This window comes from Enterovibrio norvegicus (genome assembly GCF_002876705.1).
GTDB lineage: Bacteria > Pseudomonadota > Gammaproteobacteria > Enterobacterales > Vibrionaceae > Enterovibrio > Enterovibrio norvegicus_B.
Genome location: NZ_MDAG01000007.1, coordinates 1 through 17,123, shown reverse-complemented (window position 1 = coordinate 17,123; position 17,123 = coordinate 1). Strand labels below are relative to the sequence as shown.

General features: G+C 46.8%; 14 protein-coding genes. 3 read left to right on the top strand and 11 right to left on the bottom strand.

Features of this window, described 5'->3' with window-relative positions; all coding sequences use genetic code 11:
* Positions 1 to 84 precede the first annotated feature (84 nt).
* From BCT27_RS03210 to BCT27_RS03200, 3 genes are read right to left on the bottom strand one after another with little or no spacing between them, the layout of a single operon-like run.
* A complete protein-coding gene (locus tag BCT27_RS03210) occupies positions 85 to 927 on the bottom strand; it encodes a dimethyl sulfoxide reductase anchor subunit family protein (RefSeq protein WP_102395012.1) in 843 nt (280 codons plus the stop codon).
* A complete protein-coding gene (locus BCT27_RS03205; protein ID WP_017015020.1) occupies positions 924 to 1,550 on the bottom strand; it encodes a DMSO/selenate family reductase complex B subunit in 627 nt (208 codons plus the stop codon). The genes BCT27_RS03210 and BCT27_RS03205 overlap by 4 nt, the downstream gene beginning before the upstream one ends.
* A 14-nt stretch (positions 1,551 to 1,564) precedes the next feature.
* Positions 1,565 to 3,991: a DMSO/selenate family reductase complex A subunit gene (locus tag BCT27_RS03200; RefSeq protein ID WP_102395011.1), complete on the bottom strand. Its 2,427-nt coding sequence runs from the start codon at positions 3,989 to 3,991 to the stop codon at positions 1,565 to 1,567.
* Positions 3,992 to 4,937: 946 nt separating this feature from the next.
* Here BCT27_RS03200 and BCT27_RS03195 point away from each other — a divergent pair.
* Complete coding sequence (locus BCT27_RS03195) at positions 4,938 to 5,255, top strand: antibiotic biosynthesis monooxygenase family protein (RefSeq protein WP_028021542.1); 318 nt, start codon at positions 4,938 to 4,940, stop codon at positions 5,253 to 5,255.
* Positions 5,256 to 5,320: 65 nt separating this feature from the next.
* On the opposite strand, the gene BCT27_RS03190 is transcribed toward BCT27_RS03195, so the two are convergent.
* Positions 5,321 to 5,509, bottom strand: coding sequence for a DUF1289 domain-containing protein (locus BCT27_RS03190; protein WP_102395010.1), 189 nt, complete (start codon positions 5,507 to 5,509; stop codon positions 5,321 to 5,323).
* 152 nt (positions 5,510 to 5,661) lie between these two features.
* On the opposite strand from BCT27_RS03190, the gene BCT27_RS03185 reads away from it, so the two are divergent.
* Complete coding sequence (locus BCT27_RS03185; RefSeq protein WP_102395009.1) at positions 5,662 to 6,567, top strand: Gfo/Idh/MocA family protein; 906 nt, start codon at positions 5,662 to 5,664, stop codon at positions 6,565 to 6,567.
* Between the two features lie 93 nt (positions 6,568 to 6,660).
* On the opposite strand, the gene BCT27_RS03180 is transcribed toward BCT27_RS03185, so the two are convergent.
* Positions 6,661 to 7,212 (bottom strand): outer membrane beta-barrel protein, encoded by a 552-nt coding sequence (locus tag BCT27_RS03180; protein ID WP_102395008.1) that lies wholly within the window; start codon positions 7,210 to 7,212, stop codon positions 6,661 to 6,663.
* A gap of 479 nt (positions 7,213 to 7,691) precedes the next feature.
* Here BCT27_RS03180 and BCT27_RS03175 point away from each other — a divergent pair, with 479 nt between their 5' ends.
* Complete coding sequence (locus tag BCT27_RS03175; RefSeq protein WP_102395007.1) at positions 7,692 to 8,264, top strand: DsbA family protein; 573 nt, start codon at positions 7,692 to 7,694, stop codon at positions 8,262 to 8,264.
* A gap of 166 nt (positions 8,265 to 8,430) precedes the next feature.
* On the opposite strand, the gene BCT27_RS03170 is transcribed toward BCT27_RS03175, so the two are convergent.
* The 6 genes from BCT27_RS03170 to BCT27_RS03140 form a co-directional block, all read right to left on the bottom strand.
* Positions 8,431 to 9,324: a nuclear transport factor 2 family protein gene (locus tag BCT27_RS03170; RefSeq protein WP_102395006.1), complete on the bottom strand. Its 894-nt coding sequence runs from the start codon at positions 9,322 to 9,324 to the stop codon at positions 8,431 to 8,433.
* A gap of 1,076 nt (positions 9,325 to 10,400) precedes the next feature.
* A complete protein-coding gene (locus BCT27_RS03160) occupies positions 10,401 to 10,847 on the bottom strand; it encodes a DUF6985 domain-containing protein (protein WP_102395004.1) in 447 nt (148 codons plus the stop codon).
* Complete coding sequence (locus BCT27_RS03155; RefSeq protein ID WP_157939229.1) at positions 10,840 to 14,673, bottom strand: RHS repeat-associated core domain-containing protein; 3,834 nt, start codon at positions 14,671 to 14,673, stop codon at positions 10,840 to 10,842. The genes BCT27_RS03160 and BCT27_RS03155 overlap by 8 nt, the downstream gene beginning before the upstream one ends.
* Positions 14,674 to 14,683: 10 nt before the next feature.
* Positions 14,684 to 15,697 carry a Rhs family protein gene (locus tag BCT27_RS03150; protein ID WP_102395003.1) on the bottom strand — a complete coding sequence of 338 codons (1,014 nt, stop codon included), beginning with the start codon at positions 15,695 to 15,697 and terminating at the stop codon, positions 14,684 to 14,686.
* Positions 15,694 to 16,413 carry a DUF4123 domain-containing protein gene (locus tag BCT27_RS03145; RefSeq protein WP_102395002.1) on the bottom strand — a complete coding sequence of 240 codons (720 nt, stop codon included), beginning with the start codon at positions 16,411 to 16,413 and terminating at the stop codon, positions 15,694 to 15,696. The genes BCT27_RS03150 and BCT27_RS03145 overlap by 4 nt, the downstream gene beginning before the upstream one ends.
* Positions 16,401 to 17,123 (bottom strand): bacteriophage T4 gp5 trimerisation domain-containing protein (locus BCT27_RS03140; protein ID WP_422386135.1); only part of this gene is annotated, 723 nt, incomplete at its 5' end. The genes BCT27_RS03145 and BCT27_RS03140, both read right to left, overlap by 13 nt.

The following is a 17,123-nucleotide window of genomic DNA, read 5'->3' as shown; positions in this document are numbered from 1 at the left end:
ACGCGATAAAACAAAGAGCTAGCGAGAAAAAACAAAAAAGAAGGGGCTGGCTATTCAGCCCCTTGAGAACAATTCGGCGATGATTTACATGCCAGAACTTGCGCTGATGAAGGCGTCGTAGAAGAACGCGCGACCAGACAGTTCCGCCATCACAACCATCAAAAACGCGGCAATGGCGATGCCCGCATTTTTGTTGTTGCCACGCAATGCTTGAGAGGCAAACAACACGACACCTGATGCCATCAAACCGATGCGCGCCATGGTGAAGGCTCCTGCGTTCGCAATCGCGAAGGGGTTGGTGTAAGCCTCTAGTTGGCCTAGCCACACTGCATACCCGCCAAAGCCAATCAACGAAACAGCCATGGTGATCAGCGCTGTCATGCCAAGTGCACGGTCAGCGCACACTTGGGCTTTACCAAGCTGAGGCGCCAGAACGCGCAATGCCATCGCTGCTGCAACAGGGCCAACAACGCCTGCGGTCATCAGGAATTGGAAGGTTGTCCAATGTGAGTTCCAGCTCACCACGGTTGGCAAACGGTACACGTTAACAATCGCAAGGATGAAGACCACACCCAGTGCCATGGCGGCTGGTAGCGTTAGCTTTTGCAGGGTTGGTTGAATGTTCAACACGCGCAGTGCGGTGTAGGTAAAGGCTGCGCCACCAAACAGGGATAGCGCGACGATTTCCAAGCTCAGTGCTGATAGGTGTGCCAGACCAAACATCACGTTAAACATGCGGAAAGGCTGACCCAAGTGCGTCACCGATGCCATTGCACCCAAGCCTAGCAATGCTAGGGATGCCATGAATGCGATGTTCATGCCTTTGCGTTCAGGTTTGAAGAACAGCTCAACCAACCCTAGCGCGATAAACATACCGACTGCGGATTGCGCCAGAACGGTAAAGAAAACCAGTGATAATTCACTCATAGCGATACCTCTGTCGGGTTTTGAATGCTGCCAGTGGTGTCACCGGTTGGGCGAGAGTTACGACACGTGGTCACGATCAGGTTTGGCGATGTCAGACGTGGATCTGGCAATGGCGCAACATCGTTCTTGGTGCCGTACATTTCACGTAGCTCATCCATTGGACCAAAATCCAATGCACGCAGAGGGCAAGATTCAACACACACAGGCTTGCGGCCTTCAGCGATGCGCTCGTAGCAGCCATCACATTTGGTCATGTGTTTCTTTGCTGGATCGTATTGTGGTGCGCCGTAAGGGCACGCCATGCCACAGTACTGACAGCCAACACACACGTCTTTGTCGACAACCACGAGGCCGTCTTCAGTACGTTTGTGCATCGCACCCGTTGGACAGGCTTTCACACACGCAGGGTTTGAGCAGTGGTTACATGAAATCGACATGTAGTAGGCGTAAACGTTTTGGCTCACTGTGCCGTCTTCGTTTTGTACCCAGTCACCGCCGGCGTATTCGTAAACACGACGCCAGTTAACGCCCACAGGCAGATCGCTGCGGTCTTTACATGAAACCTGACAGGTTTTACAGCCAGTACACTTACTGGTATCGACGTGGAATCCGTATTGAGTCATTTATTTATCTCCCCTTAAACCTTGGCCACTTGAACCAAAATGGTGTGCTGAGGATTCCCCTTCGACAGTGGTGTGTTCTTTTGTGAGGTCAATGTGTTGATACAACCGCCCAAATCGACACCGTCTTTATCTGGGTTGTACCAAGCGCCTTGGCCCAGTGCAGTCACGCCCGGCATGATGCGCGGGGTCACTTTGATAGCAACGCGAATTTCGCCACGATCGTTGAACACGCGAACATAGTCGCCGCTTTCAAGACCACGTGCTTTCGCATCAATTGGGTTCATCCAAATGCCGTCGAACACCACTTCACGCAGCCACGGAATGTTGTGGTAAGTAGAGTGCGTGCGGCCTTTGGTGTGGTAACCAAAGAATTGCAGCGGGAACTGCTCGGTCTTTGGATCCAAGTGGCTTTCCCACGTGGTCACGTACTGAGGAATAGGCGTGATGATTTCATCGTCAGCCAAGGTCCATTCTTTCGCGATGGTTTCCAGCTTGGTGGAGTAGATTTCAATCTTGCCAGACGGCGTGCCTAGGGCGTGCTTCTCTGGGTCGTTACGGAAATCTTCCAGTGCGATGCGGCCTTCTTTTGGCGCTGCCAAGGTGTAAGGACCGTTTTTGCGCAGGTCTTCCAACGTTGGTAGGTTCGCATCTTTTGCACGCGCACCTTCGTAAAGGTATTCCAACCAACCGTCACGGGTACGGCCTTCGGTGAAGGCATCTTTCACGCCTAGGCGCTCTGACAGACCCACACACATGTCGTAGGCACAACGTGTTTCGTACAATGGCTCGATAGCGCGAACCAGCGGGAACACGCCGCCCAATGAACCCGAAGAGTAACCGTCAGAGCTCACTTCGTTGTTTTCGATGGTGGTCACGTCTGGTAGAAGCAGGTCAGCGAATCGCGCAGACGAGGTCATGTGGTTATCACACACCACGATGAATTCTGCTTGGCTTTCATCTTCGATCAGTTTGCGGTGTTTGTTGATGTCTGCGTGCTGGTTCATGATCATGTTGCCTGAGTAGCTCAGCAGGAACTTGATCGGGGTACGAAGACGTTCAGCACCTTGAATGCCGTCGGTTTTGTCGGTCATTTCGTGGTGGCGGAAAATTGCATCGCTCCATTTGAAGAACGGCACTTTCACTTGGATAGGGTTAACGCCGGTTGGAATGCGTGGCGCTGGGTAGCTCCAGTTCGCAGGCATATCACCGGTGTTCGTACCTGGGCGGCCGATGTTACCCGTTAGGATTGGCAGCATCACGATCGCACGAGAAGTTTGCTCGCCGTTCGCTTGACGCTGAATACCCGTACCTTGGGTAATGAAACACGCGTTTGCGGTGCCGATTTCACGCGCCAGTTGCACGATTTGATCAACAGGAATACCGGTGATTTTCGATGCCCACGCAGGAGTCTTCTCGATGCCGTCAGGACCTTGACCCAGAATGTGCGCTTTGTAGTGACCGTTTTGCGGTGCGCTGGCTGGCAGGGTAGACGCGTCGTAGCCTTGGCAGTACTTGTTCAAGAAATCTTGGTCAACCAAGTTCTCGGTGATCAAGGTGTGTGCGATACCTTCAACCAGTGCCGCATCAGTACCTGGGCGGATTGGCAGCCAGAGATCTTCTTTACCCAACATGGTGTCGGTGTAACGCGGATCGATAATGATGGTACGCACGTTATTCTTACGCTGTGCGTTGATGTGCTCGTGGATCTCACCACCACCACTCATGCGGGTTTCCGCAGGGTTATAACCGAACATCACCAGCAGATCAGCGTTTTCGATTTCCGTGGTGTAGCTACCGTAAGCAGACGGTTTGATGGAGCCGTAAGTGAACGGCAGAGCAAACTGAATTTGGCCCCAGCTGTAGTTACCGTAGTAATCAAGGAAACCACCCACAAGGTTGAACAGACGCTTGAAGCAGTCTTTACCGTCGGTGCGGTAACCTTGCGTGCCTGAACCATAGGTAATGAAGATCGAATCATTACCGTATTCTTTGATGGTGTATTGGAGTTTTTCCGCCATCAGATCCAGCGCTTCGTCCCAGCTAATGCGCTCAAACTGGCCTTCGCCACGTTTGCCGATACGCTTCATTGGGTATTTCAGGCGGTCTGGGTTGTAAACACGGTGTTTGATAGAGCGGCCACGCAGACACGCACGCACTTGGTGATTACCAAAGCCTTGGTCATCACCACGGTTGTCTGATTCAATTTGAGTGATCACGCCGTTTTGGGTGTGCACTTGCAGCGCACAACGGCTACCACAGTTCACCATACAGGCAGACCATACTGTTTTGGTTTCAATGGCGTTTTGTGCTGTGGTTTTGGCAACCGCTTTCAGTGGTAAACCAGCAGCCAGTGCCGAGCCACCACTGATGGCAGCCCCCCACTTCATGAAGCTTCGACGCTTCATCGGCGCTAATACCGCCTTATCGATCCAGTTTTTCATTGTCATTCTCACATCGCTTTCGCGGATCTGTGTGCTAATTGACTTAGCTATTTTTATTTGCTTCAAACCCATTAACAAAACATTCACCAAATGAATGATTGTTAGGGTCTGAAACGTAGAATCTTTGATGAAATATTGCGATGAGAACTATAAATACTCCCTAAATGTGAGGGAATATTTATTCGGGGAAAATTGGTGCTACATGCAACATGAATGACGCTTTGTTGATTTTAATCAATTTTGGATTCGAATCATTTTCTATAAATGCGACGGATTCGCAATTGCAAAATAATTAAACAATATTGTGGGTGAATGACTGCGAAGAAATATACTCTCGGTGTGAGAGCATATCTTTTTCTTGTTGATGGAGCGCGAGGAAAGAGAGGGGGTGGCATGTAAGTTAATGAATAGTATGGGTTATGTTTTTTGTGGCGTGTCGAGACTGAAAACGTCGTCGATGAAAATACGTATTGTGTTGGGAAGGAAGCTATAGAGCCCTAATCAGAAGAAAAAGTGTTAATGATTGATTAGAGTTCAAATTAATTATCGTGTTGAAGGGTGAATGTTATATAGAATTTTATTCACTGTTTGTAATGATATTTCATTGCTATTACATTGAGTGCGTTAATTTATGGTTAAGTATTTAACCTCGCGTTAATGTTTCGATATTGAATTACGGCAATTTCGATTTTTTGGTGTTTTTAATTGTGCTCATGGTCGCATTATTGGCGATATTTACGTGATAGGAACGAAGTGGGGCGTGATAGATCGGTGATGGGGATATTGTGATGATGGATCCATAGAATTGTAATGACTAAGGCCAATCTATTCATCATTCCTCTCCTGTAATCTCAATGTCGAGGGTTGGCGATACGATGAAGACAAGCTAGGCTAGCTCGACATGATGTTGAAAGGACATTCAACACATGACAGACAAGGAGTTTTTATGTCAGACATCGCTAACACACCGCCACCCCCTTATTACGCCGTTATCTTTACCAATCTCAGAACAGAACTAGAAGAAGGCTACGGCGAAACCGCTGCAAGAATGGTTGAATTGGCCGAACAGCAACCCGGTTTTCTTGGCGTAGAATCGGCGCGAGATACCCTTGGCATTACCGTTTCTTACTGGAAAGATCTTGATTCCATCAAGCAGTGGAAAGCGAACGTCGAGCATATTGAAGCGCAGAAGCTAGGGCGCAAGAAATGGTACGCGGCGTTTACCACGCGCATTGCCAAAGTAGAACGGGAATACAGCCTATAACGCGATGAAAGGTGACTTGTTTAGCGTCGGAGCGCCAAATGCGTAGCGTCAGTTTTCCTCTATGGTCACTTGGTGCTTTTTGCCCTTATTTTGGACATGCGCTTTTTTAGTTCTTTTTGGAGGATGTTTTTGTCGTAGGGTTTCATTGCCTTCCATTTTTGGCACTCTTCCTGAGTGCGACCGCAGCCCGCACACCATCCCTTGGGGGCTGAAAAATCACACACATCAGTGCTGGGACTTTGATTTCGCTTCACTTTGCTCTGTCCTTTGCGGTGTTTGAATCCGGGCGATGTCTTTTAAACGAGACGTTTTAAAAACTTATTTCGCGTAGAAAATGATAAGCTCTATAGATGTTTTAGCTGCCTACATCAGCCTGCTATCTGCTTCATCAATCAAAGGAAAAAGAATGAGAATTGCTGTTATCGGCTTGGGTGACATTGCCACTAAAGCTTACTTACCTGTCTTGACGCGATTGCCTGAACTTGAGCTTGTTCTTTGTACTCGCAACCCCGAAAAACTTGCCGCAGTGGCGCGTGAGTACCGCATTGCTGAAACGTGCCGCGACTATCGTGAACTTGTGCACATGAACATTGATGGGGTGATGATCCATACAAGCAGTGAAACCCATGCTTCCATCGCGACGTTCTTTATTGAACTGGGTATTCCTGTTTTCGTCGATAAGCCTGCTGCTTTGAATTTTGACGATTACCAAACGCTGCATGATTTGGCGGAACAAAAATCCGTCCCCTTATTTGTCGGCTTCAATCGACGTTACATTCCTATTTGGCGCTCGCTGGTGGCGCGTGATGACCTTCGTACCATCAGCTGGCACAAACACCGATTGAACCTCACAGGCACAGCACAAGACTTCGTCCTGGATGACATGATTCATGTCATCGATTCTCTCAATCTATACGGCAAAATCGACCAGCAAGACATGCAAGTGTCAGTCCAGCGACAGGGCAGTGACATCGGCATGATTAACCTGAGTTGGGAAGAAAACGGCACGCTGTTTAATGGCCAAATGAACCGTCTGTTTGGTAAAACCTGTGAATCTGTATCCCTGTGTTTTGAAAACGAAGCCTACCAATTCGACAGTTTTCTGCGCGGCGAAAAATTTGAAGGCGGCAAAACTGAACGCATCGAAATGGCCGATTGGACAGATACGCTAGAAACCAAGGGCTTTAAAGCCATGTTGGAAGATTGGGTGGGCGTGGCGAAGTCAGGACATATGGATGAACAAGTGAAGCGACGAAACCTGTCGACGCATGCGTTTTGTGAGCAGCTTTTGGGGGAAATCTCAGGCGCGTGATGCTAAGGTCAATTGTGCCTGACGTACTGAGTCGCAAAGCAAACATGAGCCAGCGCAGGGTTTGGCTGGCTCAACCGCATTCCCTTTCTCATTTCATCGGAAATTGTATCGAATGCCGAGAGTGACACTTTGGTTAGAAACATCTGCTCCGTCAAAGCCATCAAACTCAGCCGTTTGGTAACGGTATCCAACGCCGATATCTAAGTTGTCGATCATATAGCCAATTTCAAAGCCTGCCTGATAAGAAAGATCGGTGTCCTTGATACTTTGACCAATCGCGCTAATTTCGGAAGACATCGAGCCAACGCCCAAGATCAAGGCACTGTAAAGATTATTGCCTTTCTCGACGAATTTGGGTTTGGCGTTTATGTAATAAGCATCGGCGTCTACGTGGCTTGAACTGGTGAAGTCGGTTTTACCAAAGTACAGATATTCAACTTCTAACCCAAGTTCCAAACCGGGTGACACTGTGAAGCTGTAGCCTGCGAAAGCGCTACCACCTATATCGCTGTTTTTATCGGCTGACATGCCACTGTATTTCAGTTCCATATCATTGAAGATGGAAAGGTTACCACCCGCATAAAAGTGGTTATCGGCATAGGAATGTGTACTGAACAAGAGCAGAGCGATAAGTGATTTTTTCATCCGGGGACCATGGTTAGCTTGATAAGTACGTAAGAGGTGGTGTTGAAAATGCCGTGTTCGAAGTGAGCTTTTCTTTCGAAAAACGAAGCATGTATTTCATCTTCGAATGGGCGATCTTTCTATACCTCTCAATGTGTTACCGGAGAATATATCATTGCAAGTAACCCTCTCTATTTGAAGGTGATCTCAAATGCGGGGGTTAAACCCTCAAGGTTGAATATGGCTCTGGATTCAGGTTGATTGCAGGGAGTGTTGCGGTTGTTTTCTGCGAGTCACATTGAAAGAGGATACGCGCCGTTAGCGTGGTTCGATAACGGTCTCGAACGACCAAACCTTGGCAGACACATATTTCACGACAACGTGATCAAGAAAAAAACCGACAGTAGCATGTGTTAAACACTCTTCCTCTAGAACGGATTGCAGGTCATTCGCTACACTGACAGACACACAACAACAAACTCAATGTACACAAGGAAGTGATGAGCATACCAATACCCCACCGCCCAAGCGGTATTCTTCTTGGTGATCCCCAAGCGTCGGTGACGATTGATGTTTTTGTCGATATCCAATGTCCACATTCACGCGCAATTTGGCCAAACCTCATAGAGGTGATGCGTCATTACACCGGCGCGTCGGTTAGCCTTAAAACGCATTTGATAACCCTGAGTAATCATCGGCAAGCGTGGGACATGAGCTTGGGGCTGTTTGCCTTGGCAGAAGGAAACGCCGAAAAATTCTATGGGTTCGCTACCTTCCTCTATGAGCGACAAGATACGTTCTACAACGGGCCTTTCCTTCATAAAACCCATGATGATTTACGACAGCTCGTTGCTGACTACGCCGAAGAATACGGCAAGGTAGAAAGAGACGCGTTTTTCGAACGCATGGATAGCAGTGAAATCTATGTGATGGCAAGAACGCCCATTCGCTATGCCGCCACACGCTCGGTCTGGGCAACGCCAACGGTGTTCATCAATAACGCGGGTTTGGTGCCTGTTGATCACCACTCAAGCCTAGAAGACTGGCAAGCGGTGATTGATCCTTTGTTGTAGGTTCCCGTCTGGTTAGAGAATCAGGAAGAGAAGAGGTCGGTGTTAAGTAGGGGTACATTGCTCTATTCACCGCTTACGTATTTCGCTTCTTTTTACTGGCAGGTTGCTAAAAAAAGCTGGTCGATAGCAAACCGACCAGCATTTAGATTCACGTTACTTGCCAGGCTTATTTGCCTTTCAGCTGCTTTAACGCGCCCGCCCAATCTTCTACGTGATGCGATTTGGTGATTTTGCCGTTCTCGATGGTATGAACATCAATCGTCATAATGTCGAAGCTTTTACCAGCACCATCAACGCCGAAGAGAGGACCCGTTGGTGTGCCGGTTGCGCGGCCTCGCACAATCACACGATCATCAGCATGCGTCATCTCTTCGATATTCCAATTTAGGTCAGGGATTAATTTGGCGAAGTATCCCATTTGACCCAAGAAAGCACCTTTCGACTTATTCTTGCCAGAATAGTTGCCGACACTTACCCAGTTATCTGCCGTGTTAGCGCTGAAGGCTTTTACCGCTTCTTCAGAACCCGGATTACTCAGAAGTGTATAGAAGGTCTCTACCGTCGCTTTGTTCGCTTGTGTGTCGTCGTTGTATGCTTTCGATACTGCATAGCTGTCTTCCATCCAGTTCCAGCTTTTTACTTTATCGTCTTCTACATGAACACGAACAGCCCACGTGAATTTGCCAGTATCAACCCCCGTGTTGTTGAGAATAGCGCTCATTGAACCCATAAACACCGCTTGATCAGCGTTAGCAAAACTGTGGTCGGTGCTCCAGCTTGTCACTGTTAAACCTTTACCGAATGCGGGCATGAATTTGCCCATCACGTCTTCTTGACCTTTCCAAGGACCAATCCAAGGGATGCGCTTGTCGCCTTCGTTATGCCAAACAAAATCATCGCTCATGAGTTCGGTCAGTTTTGCGCCGTTACCACTGCCAGCGGCTTCGAGAAAGGATTTAGCAACCGCTAACGTGTTGTCTGATTGAGCATCTGCATGGCTGATACCCAAAGGAAGTATCGAAATGATCGATACTGCAATTATTCTTTTCAACGTATCCATACTTTCACCTTTTCAACAAGTTAAGAGCAGTGATGCTCCATATGTGACAATGAAGGTGATCTTATCGAAACTTTGATTGGTTGATAATTGCGCATTGTTGGACTTGATAGTTCGTGTAAACGGAACAATGAGGAGTAGATTAGGAGAATTGGTTGGATCTGATTTGAGGTGCAGGGGTGAGCGTAGCTTTGTGGAGTTTGTATACCAACTGGGCTAGCGTTGCTAGCCCTTTACTCGTTACAACGCCAGAACGTTGGTTTTATGGAGAAGAGCGCTGTGCCAATCTAAAATCGCTCACTATTCCGCAAAACTGAAAAGGTGTTCATGCCGATTTTTCGTCTCCTATAAAGGCGACTGTCCCTGTTATTGCCTGGTCCCTGTTATTGGAGTTGTTTTTCTAAGGCGACCATCCCAACTGATGTTCAAGTTTTCAATAGTAAAGGGGTGAGGTTATTGGCTTTGACGCAGTCTACTCGATTTGATTGAGTATCTGTGCTCAAACGCAATTTTATGTATCAGTGTCAGGCCACAAAAAGAAGCATCTAGGGACATCCCTTGAATCTCTGCCGTGGCCGTTTGTGGATAGAGTTATTCACCAACTATTCTTCATCTTCTTCGTCCAGTAAATATTTAAAAAATGACAAGTAATTTTCCCATCGGTCAGGAGTTACCAAATAGTTGCCATTGTTAATATTGTGTACGTCTAAATTATAACACCATATGACTTCTGAGCTCTCGATATTTAATACGATCAAACTTTCTGCAGGTTCCGCTATTACTATGTATCTGTTATTGAGTCCTATTGATTTTCTCAATCTGAGGGTTTCTATCACTATATTATCTTCGGGTCCTTTGGAAGCATGAGCTAGATGACTGATTCCCCCTTTCAAGCCACCAGAAAAAAATCTGGATATTTTCATAAAATCTGGCGGAAGAAAGATATCCAATGCACTCTAAATATCTCTTAGAGTGTCACTATCACAGGGTTCTGCTCCAAATAGGGCTTCATATCTCTCTTTCAAATCCGCAATTTTGCTCATGATCTATGAAATCTGCTGTCCCAGATATTTATCACTCTATGTTAGTATATCTTGAGTTGATACCTCATAGTCACCATTTAGATATTGAATTCCAATTCCATTTTCAGGGTCAAACTTTGATTCAAATAAAAACCCGAAATTCACATCCCCATCATCTAAAACCATAGGGAATATTATTGAGGTTGGTTCTATTGATTTCTTTATTATATCTTCATCTTCTGCTTCTCTATTATATTCAGATAGAAACTCTTTTGTATAAGATATCAATATATGCTCAATTGTTTTTTCTATGGAAGATATGTTTTTTAAAAAAAACACATATGAATCCCTTTGCTCTTCACGAATATTCTTACTTTCATCGTCATTTTCTTCAACAATTAATGAGATTGTATATGGCTTTTTGAATAAAGTGATGTCATATAAACTTTTCCATGCGGTACTGTAACTAAGTTCCCCAAATACTTTATCATTCATCTTAATCATTTGGTCCTCTTTTCTTTGCTTCACTAATACCACCTACATGCCCAAACTTAGAGTTTATCTTTGTTGGCACCAGTTGTAACGTACCCATATCCTCTACTTCATGCCAAGTGAATTTTTGCTTTTTCCTGAATTTCTTTATGGTAGAGCTTTGAACGCCTAACTTTTGAGCCAGTATTTGGTCAGCTTCTTTATGTAGATCATATCTAGCGTCTCCCGCGCTGTTAATGACTTTATTGATAAAGTCATCGATATGAACGGTATGTTTTGTGAAAGGGGTAAAGTTTGGATATCCATTTGAATAATTAACTTTCTGCCCTTTGACAGCAGGGTTATTAGAAGTGAATGTACTCTCTCCCCGAGGACCACTCCATTCGCCATTGGTTGGAGTCTGATCTAAACGTTCTTTGTAAGAACTACCACAACAAGCACCATCAGCTTCAACAACCGCCAAGCCCAACGGATCAACCCACCCAGTCGGATTCGGCACATACTGGTAATTGTTTAACCCTCCCGCAAGCCCTATAGGGTCAGCAGTAACAAACCGCCCAGTATTTGGGCTGTAGTAACGATGTCGGTTGTAGTGCAGTCCGGTTTCTTCGTCGAAATATTGCCCTTGAAAACGTAGAGGGCTGACGATTTCTTCAACGTGTTTTCTTAGGACATTGCCGTAAGCGCGGTATTGTACTGACCAGACGGATTTACCGTGTAAATTGGTAATGTCTGTTGGTGTACCGATTTGATCTAGGTGGTAGTGATAAACCTCACAATCTGCCCCTTCGCCAGACAGCATTGCCATGGGCTTGAAGGTGCCAGGTTCGTAAACGTATGTCTGGTAATGCTCGCTGCTGGTTTCGGCAATTAAGGTGTCGCCTTGCCAAACAAATTCGGTGGTTTTCTCCGTGCCTAATTTATCGGTGACTTTCTTTTCAATGCGTCGCCCAAAGGCATCGTATTTGTAGTCAGCAAATGAACCATCTGGGAGTGACGCTTTGATCAAGCGGTGCTGAACGTCGTATTCGTAGCCTGTGACCAAGCGCTGGTCTTTGCCCCGCTTTTCAGTGATGAGTCGGCCAAATTCGTCGTAGTCATAGTGGCTGTCGCCATGAAACTTGAGTTGGTTTCCGTCAACGTCGAACGGCTTTTTCCCTGCTTCTGCACCAATCACTTGGTCTAGCAGGTTACCTGCCGGATCATGAGCGAAAGACTCTTCAACTACACCGCGGGTTTTTTGAAGGCGAGAAAGGGGGTCGTAATCGTAGAAGACGGTGCCGAAGCGGCTGTCAGCCACTTCAGTTAAATTACCGTCAGCACCATATTGGTAATTGCGAGACTGTGTCTGTCGGCCATTTTGATGCTGCGTATGGGCAGTCAAGCGCCCTTGTTCATCGTGATCAAAACGGCTAAGAATATCGCCTTGTTTACGTGCTGTTTCGAGACCATGTTGATAATGGTGGCGAGTCAGTTGTTCGTCGTTGAGCAATACGCGGTTTAGTACGCCGCCCGCTGAACGTTCATAGCTGAGTTTATTCGCGTCAGGTAACTGCCAGTGGGTTAAATTACCGACACTGTCATAGTCAAAGAAGTTTGACGCCCAGTTCTGATGTTCTTCGGTTAAGCGCCCCAGCAGATCGTAACGCCAAGCAAGCGGTGTTTCGCCGTCATCGACGCCAACAAGTTGCCCGAATTGATCGTAGCTGTATGCGACTTCATTACCATCAGGTAAGGTTTTCTTTGTCAGCCTCCCCATGGCGTCGCGTTCGAAAACGGTCTCTAGCTCTGTGCCTTCTGTGCCCGTTTCTATTTTCTTCAGCAGTTTGCCGTTGAGGTCGTATTCATAGCTGAAACGACGTCCATCAAAGGTGGTTTCGTTTCGCACCAAGCCATTGGCGAAATAATCAATGTGATAGGTTTCATCGCGCTCGTTGATGATCGCGGTAACGAAATTTTTGGCGTTATCGTATTGATAGCGAAGCGTTGAACCGTCAGGCTGAATGACTTGACTGACAAGGTCAGTATTGGGGTGATAGTCGTATTGTGTTTCTAACCCGTTCTCATCAACAACACGGGTAGCTTTGCCGTAACCGTTGTAGGCAAAATGTTTGGATTGTCCCGACGGCAGAATGACTTTACGTAACCTGTCAGCATCGTCCCATTCGTATTGTGTGACGGCGCCAATCGCGGATTTTTCGACAATGATGCGTCCGAAAATATCGTAACGATAAGAGGCTTTTGAACCATCAGGGTAGGTTTCCCCAATCAACATACCTAGGCGGTTCCATGCAAGCTTGTGTTTGCTGCCATCGGGGTAGGTTATGTCGGAAAGTTGGCCTTGTCCGTTGTAACGGTAAAAGGTGTCTTGGCCTAGCGGATCGCGTTTCTCGGTAATGTCGCCAGTGGCATTGTATTTGTAGCGCCAATTACGCTGTCCTTGAATAACTCGGCGAAGATTTCCACGCCAATATTGGTATTCAATGACTTCTTCATCGGGAAGAATCGTAAGAACGCGTTGTTGAAAATCGTTGTAGACATGGCGGGTTTCGTTGCCCAATGGGTCGATAGAAAGAACTAAGTCACCATTCTCGTTAAATTCGTTTTTGGTGACTGCGCCATCAGGGTCAGTGCGCTCAATCAGTTTTGCATTGTCATCATGTTGATAGGCTGATGTACTGCCATCTGTATCGGTAACAACAACTGAGTTTGATTCATCATCCCACTCGAACTTGGTGTCGTAGCCTGTGTTGCTCCAGTGGTGTATGCAGCGAACGGATTTGCCTCCACCTTCCCATGTCCAGCCAAACTCGACGCCACCCGCCATCTTACGCAAAGAAATGACGTTATCGGTATCATACTGGTAGTGCTCACCCTCACCCGCGGTGTTTAGCGCATCAATGAGTTGATTGTCATCGTTGTAGTGGTAGGTAAAGCTGGTGCGCTCTGTTATCCACTCTTTGTTTGCCCCATCCGTTTTTAGCGTTCGAAACTCAATGCTTGAGATGAGACCATTTTGATAGACAAGCCACAGTGCAATGCCGTGTTCATTGATGATCGCGATAGGGCGGTCATAGCCATCGTATTCGAGTGTTAGACGATTATTGTAGTTATCGCTAATTGCACTTAAACGGGCAGTGCTGCCTTTGCGAGTAAAGTGATGAAAGGGTTGGCCTGCTTGAGCAAGCACATATTCATCCGGCTTTTCACCAAGAAAAACTGCCGCCCCAGCGAGATCGTTGTAAATCGCTGGGCGTGATTCATTGGGCTCAGGCAGTTCGGTACGCTTGCCTTCAGCGTCTTTCCAAAACAGCTTACCGCCATCGAAAAGTAACGATTGGCTGAGTGGGTGAGTCCAACCATAGCCAAGGTTTTGGTTGATCTCGCAGCCAGACGTTTTGTACGTCCGAGTGAACGTGAAGGGCAATGAACCGGGTAAGGTGACATCACTGAGTTGCAGCAATTCTTCGCCAGTGACCATAGAGACGGGACAGCCTTTCGTTTCGATGTTTTCAACGGATTCTGTAGATTTCCCGTTTTCGTCCGTACCTTGTTTGTTCTGAACGTCTTTTGAATCGTCTGTATTTACTGAGGTTTTTGGCTCTGCTTGTCTAGAACCGGTGGTTGCTTTTTCAACATTAGTTCCGTCGACATTTTGAGTCGCTGCAGCATTATTACTAAACTTGCCTTCACCTTTATGAATTAAAGGTGTGGACACATCCTTGCTGTTTTTAGCGCTCGTTTTTGTGATATCGATAATTTCTTTGATATCAGAAACGAAATCTATATTGCGTGTTTTTCTTGAACCCGACTTTCCTTTCTTCCCTGGGCCTTTCATTTTGATGCTCCTACGCCTTAATCATTGACGCAGCACCAGCAGCATCCCTGAGTCTGTTCATGTTTTTCAATATTGCGCCGCCAGGAATGACGATGCTGATGATCACTTCAACTAACAGTGACGCGAGTGTTACTGAAACAATTGCGGCAATTTGTAAGGGAGTTAGGATTCTGAAGTAAGCAAAAACGGCTTTAATGCAGAGGAAGCAACGAGCTTCATCTTTTAGTAGTGAAAGCATTTCTGATGCTTCTTTCTTTGCATTAGCAAGCATATCAGCGATTATTTCTGGGTTTTCAACGTACTTAGACAGCATGTTTTTTAGCTTCGTAGGATTTGCCAAAAGCTTAAATAGGTCGGCTATTTCATCCCACGCGTCAACAACGGCATCCACCATGTCATTCAGAAAGTTGAGCACTTCGTCGCTGTAGTTGTAGCCAGATACGATAAATGATTCCCAAGCGTTTCTCTGACTTTCCCACTTGCCGTCCAACCATTCACTTAGTTTTGAAATTGTCGGATCGTATGAGTCGAGCATTGCCTTCACATCGCTCTCAGATACATCTGGATAGAAATAAACGCGAATCAGTTTTCCACGAAATTCTTCTCCAAGTTTGACTTCGGCAAATCCGTTGTCGTCAATATTGCCTTTGAATGAGGGGCCTGTAGGGTTGTAACTTGTTGTGCTTGTACCGTGGCGATAGCTTGTGTAAACCTTCTTCTCGACAGCCTGAATTTTAAACGGAGTGCCAGTGATGGGTATAAATTTTTCTGCCTCAAAGGCATGAACTAACGTTACTTTTCCATCATTCGGGCAGGCAATTACATCAGCAGAAATTGTTGATGAATCGATGTCAGAGGAACGGGATTTATCATTAAAAAAGATCTTCTGATCCATTTCTAATGCCCAGCCATAAATCCATGAATCAGCTTTCTTTCGATAATCTTCGATTGAGTTTTCAAATTCAGATTTAACGTTACTGAACATTTTATCGACATCACCCATTGTCATGGTGGTATTGCTCATCGATACACCTCTTTATCCAATGACGTTTTTAAGAATTGATTAAGCGATCCAAGCTCTTCTTTATGACGGTTCACGAGACGAGTGATCTTTGCTTGCAGTGTGCTTTCGGGGTAGTAGAAATAGAGATCGGCATGATTTTCACGAAGCCATTTAACGCTGTTTGCAATTAGTGTGGATTTGTCGCTTTCGTTGAGTTGCTTCACGACATCCTTCGGCACATCCCACCAAGGAAACGGCTTTTCGTTTAGAAACAGAGTGGGTGTTGTGTTAGTCACTGAACAGTTTTTCGCGCTCCAGCTAACACAAGGGCCCATTAGCGTGCTGCGCTGTTCATCGTTGCAGCACTGCGCGACATTCAGGCTGAACCTTGGGTCATAGAATCGGAAAAAAGCGTGTCCGCTGGAAGGCATCCAAACTTGGGTGAGACTTCGAAAGTGTTTAAACACGTTTTCAAACGTATCTTCTGTGGTGATGATGATCCCCCAATCGTCGGGGGCTTCTTGTTGTTCCCAGTTTAGAAACGCGGCGTGATCGGAGACATCGGCCATGTAGGGCATAACATCATGCCATTCGGCGTAAACTGTCCCGCTCCAAAGTGGCTTGGCATCGTTGCCACCTAATCGATAAAAATGCTTGAGCGCGTTCTCTTCACTGGTGCCGTTAAAAATGGCATAGGTGTTGAGATGGGTCTTTTGCTCGTTATCTACACTGCGCATTGACCATCCTTACAGGCTTCGCACTCTTCACAAAAAGGTGCTGCAGATTTCATCGTCGCGATTTGTGCCGGTGAGAGCATGGGTAACGGGTCAGCTGGCTTTGGTGGTACTTGGCCCGGCAACGTCGGCGCGATTCCCCCAAACCCTGAACCACTGCCTGCACCGCCGCCTGCGTTGAGGTCGACCACCGGGCCAGAAATGTGAACACCTGCGGTATCCACCGTGATGAAACATCCGCCTGCTTTTAGGGTGATTTGACTGCCAGCTTCGATAACGAGCTTCGCACCAGATTTTTGATGAACTTCAGAGCCAGCATCGACAAGTTGGCTAGTCGCTTGTTTGATGTGTATTGAGCTGTCTGTCGTGACAGTTTTATCACCCTTCACGTGCTCTTTGCTTTGCCCATCTATCGTCAGGTGGTCGTCCACCTTGATGTGCGAAAACCGCTCGTTCTCCACATCCAGATGCAAGTCATGTTTGATGTTGTCTTTGCGGTCATTCTCGACCAGCAAGTTCATGTCTTTTTGGGCATGAACATAGATTTCTTCTTGCCCCGCTTCGTCCTCAAAACGCAGTTCGTTGAAGCCTTCTCCCTGATGGGTTTCGGTTCGAAGTACTGTGCGGGTTTTGTTTGCCGGCAGCGGGTAGGGCGGCACATTGGTCGCGTGGTAGGTGCGACCCGTGATAATGGGTTGGTCAGGGTCACCTTC

Excerpts from the sequence above, each read along its gene's own strand:
- BCT27_RS03210 (WP_102395012.1), bottom strand. The coding sequence starts at position 927 with ATGAGTGAATTATCACTGGTTTTCTTTACCGTTCTGGCGCAATCCGCA.
- BCT27_RS03180 (WP_102395008.1), bottom strand. The coding sequence starts at position 7,212 with ATGAAAAAATCACTTATCGCTCTGCTCTTGTTCAGTACACATTCCTAT.
- BCT27_RS03205 (WP_017015020.1), bottom strand. The coding sequence starts at position 1,550 with ATGACTCAATACGGATTCCACGTCGATACCAGTAAGTGTACTGGCTGT.
- BCT27_RS03195 (WP_028021542.1), top strand. The coding sequence starts at position 4,938 with ATGTCAGACATCGCTAACACACCGCCACCCCCTTATTACGCCGTTATC.
- BCT27_RS03200 (WP_102395011.1), bottom strand. The coding sequence starts at position 3,991 with ATGAAAAACTGGATCGATAAGGCGGTATTAGCGCCGATGAAGCGTCGA.
- BCT27_RS03145 (WP_102395002.1), bottom strand. The coding sequence starts at position 16,413 with ATGCGCAGTGTAGATAACGAGCAAAAGACCCATCTCAACACCTATGCC.
- BCT27_RS03150 (WP_102395003.1), bottom strand. The coding sequence starts at position 15,697 with ATGAGCAATACCACCATGACAATGGGTGATGTCGATAAAATGTTCAGT.
- BCT27_RS03170 (WP_102395006.1), bottom strand. The coding sequence starts at position 9,324 with ATGGATACGTTGAAAAGAATAATTGCAGTATCGATCATTTCGATACTT.
- BCT27_RS03185 (WP_102395009.1), top strand. The coding sequence starts at position 5,662 with ATGAGAATTGCTGTTATCGGCTTGGGTGACATTGCCACTAAAGCTTAC.
- BCT27_RS03175 (WP_102395007.1), top strand. The coding sequence starts at position 7,692 with ATGAGCATACCAATACCCCACCGCCCAAGCGGTATTCTTCTTGGTGAT.
- BCT27_RS03160 (WP_102395004.1), bottom strand. The coding sequence starts at position 10,847 with ATGATTAAGATGAATGATAAAGTATTTGGGGAACTTAGTTACAGTACC.
- BCT27_RS03155 (WP_157939229.1), bottom strand. The coding sequence starts at position 14,673 with ATGAAAGGCCCAGGGAAGAAAGGAAAGTCGGGTTCAAGAAAAACACGC.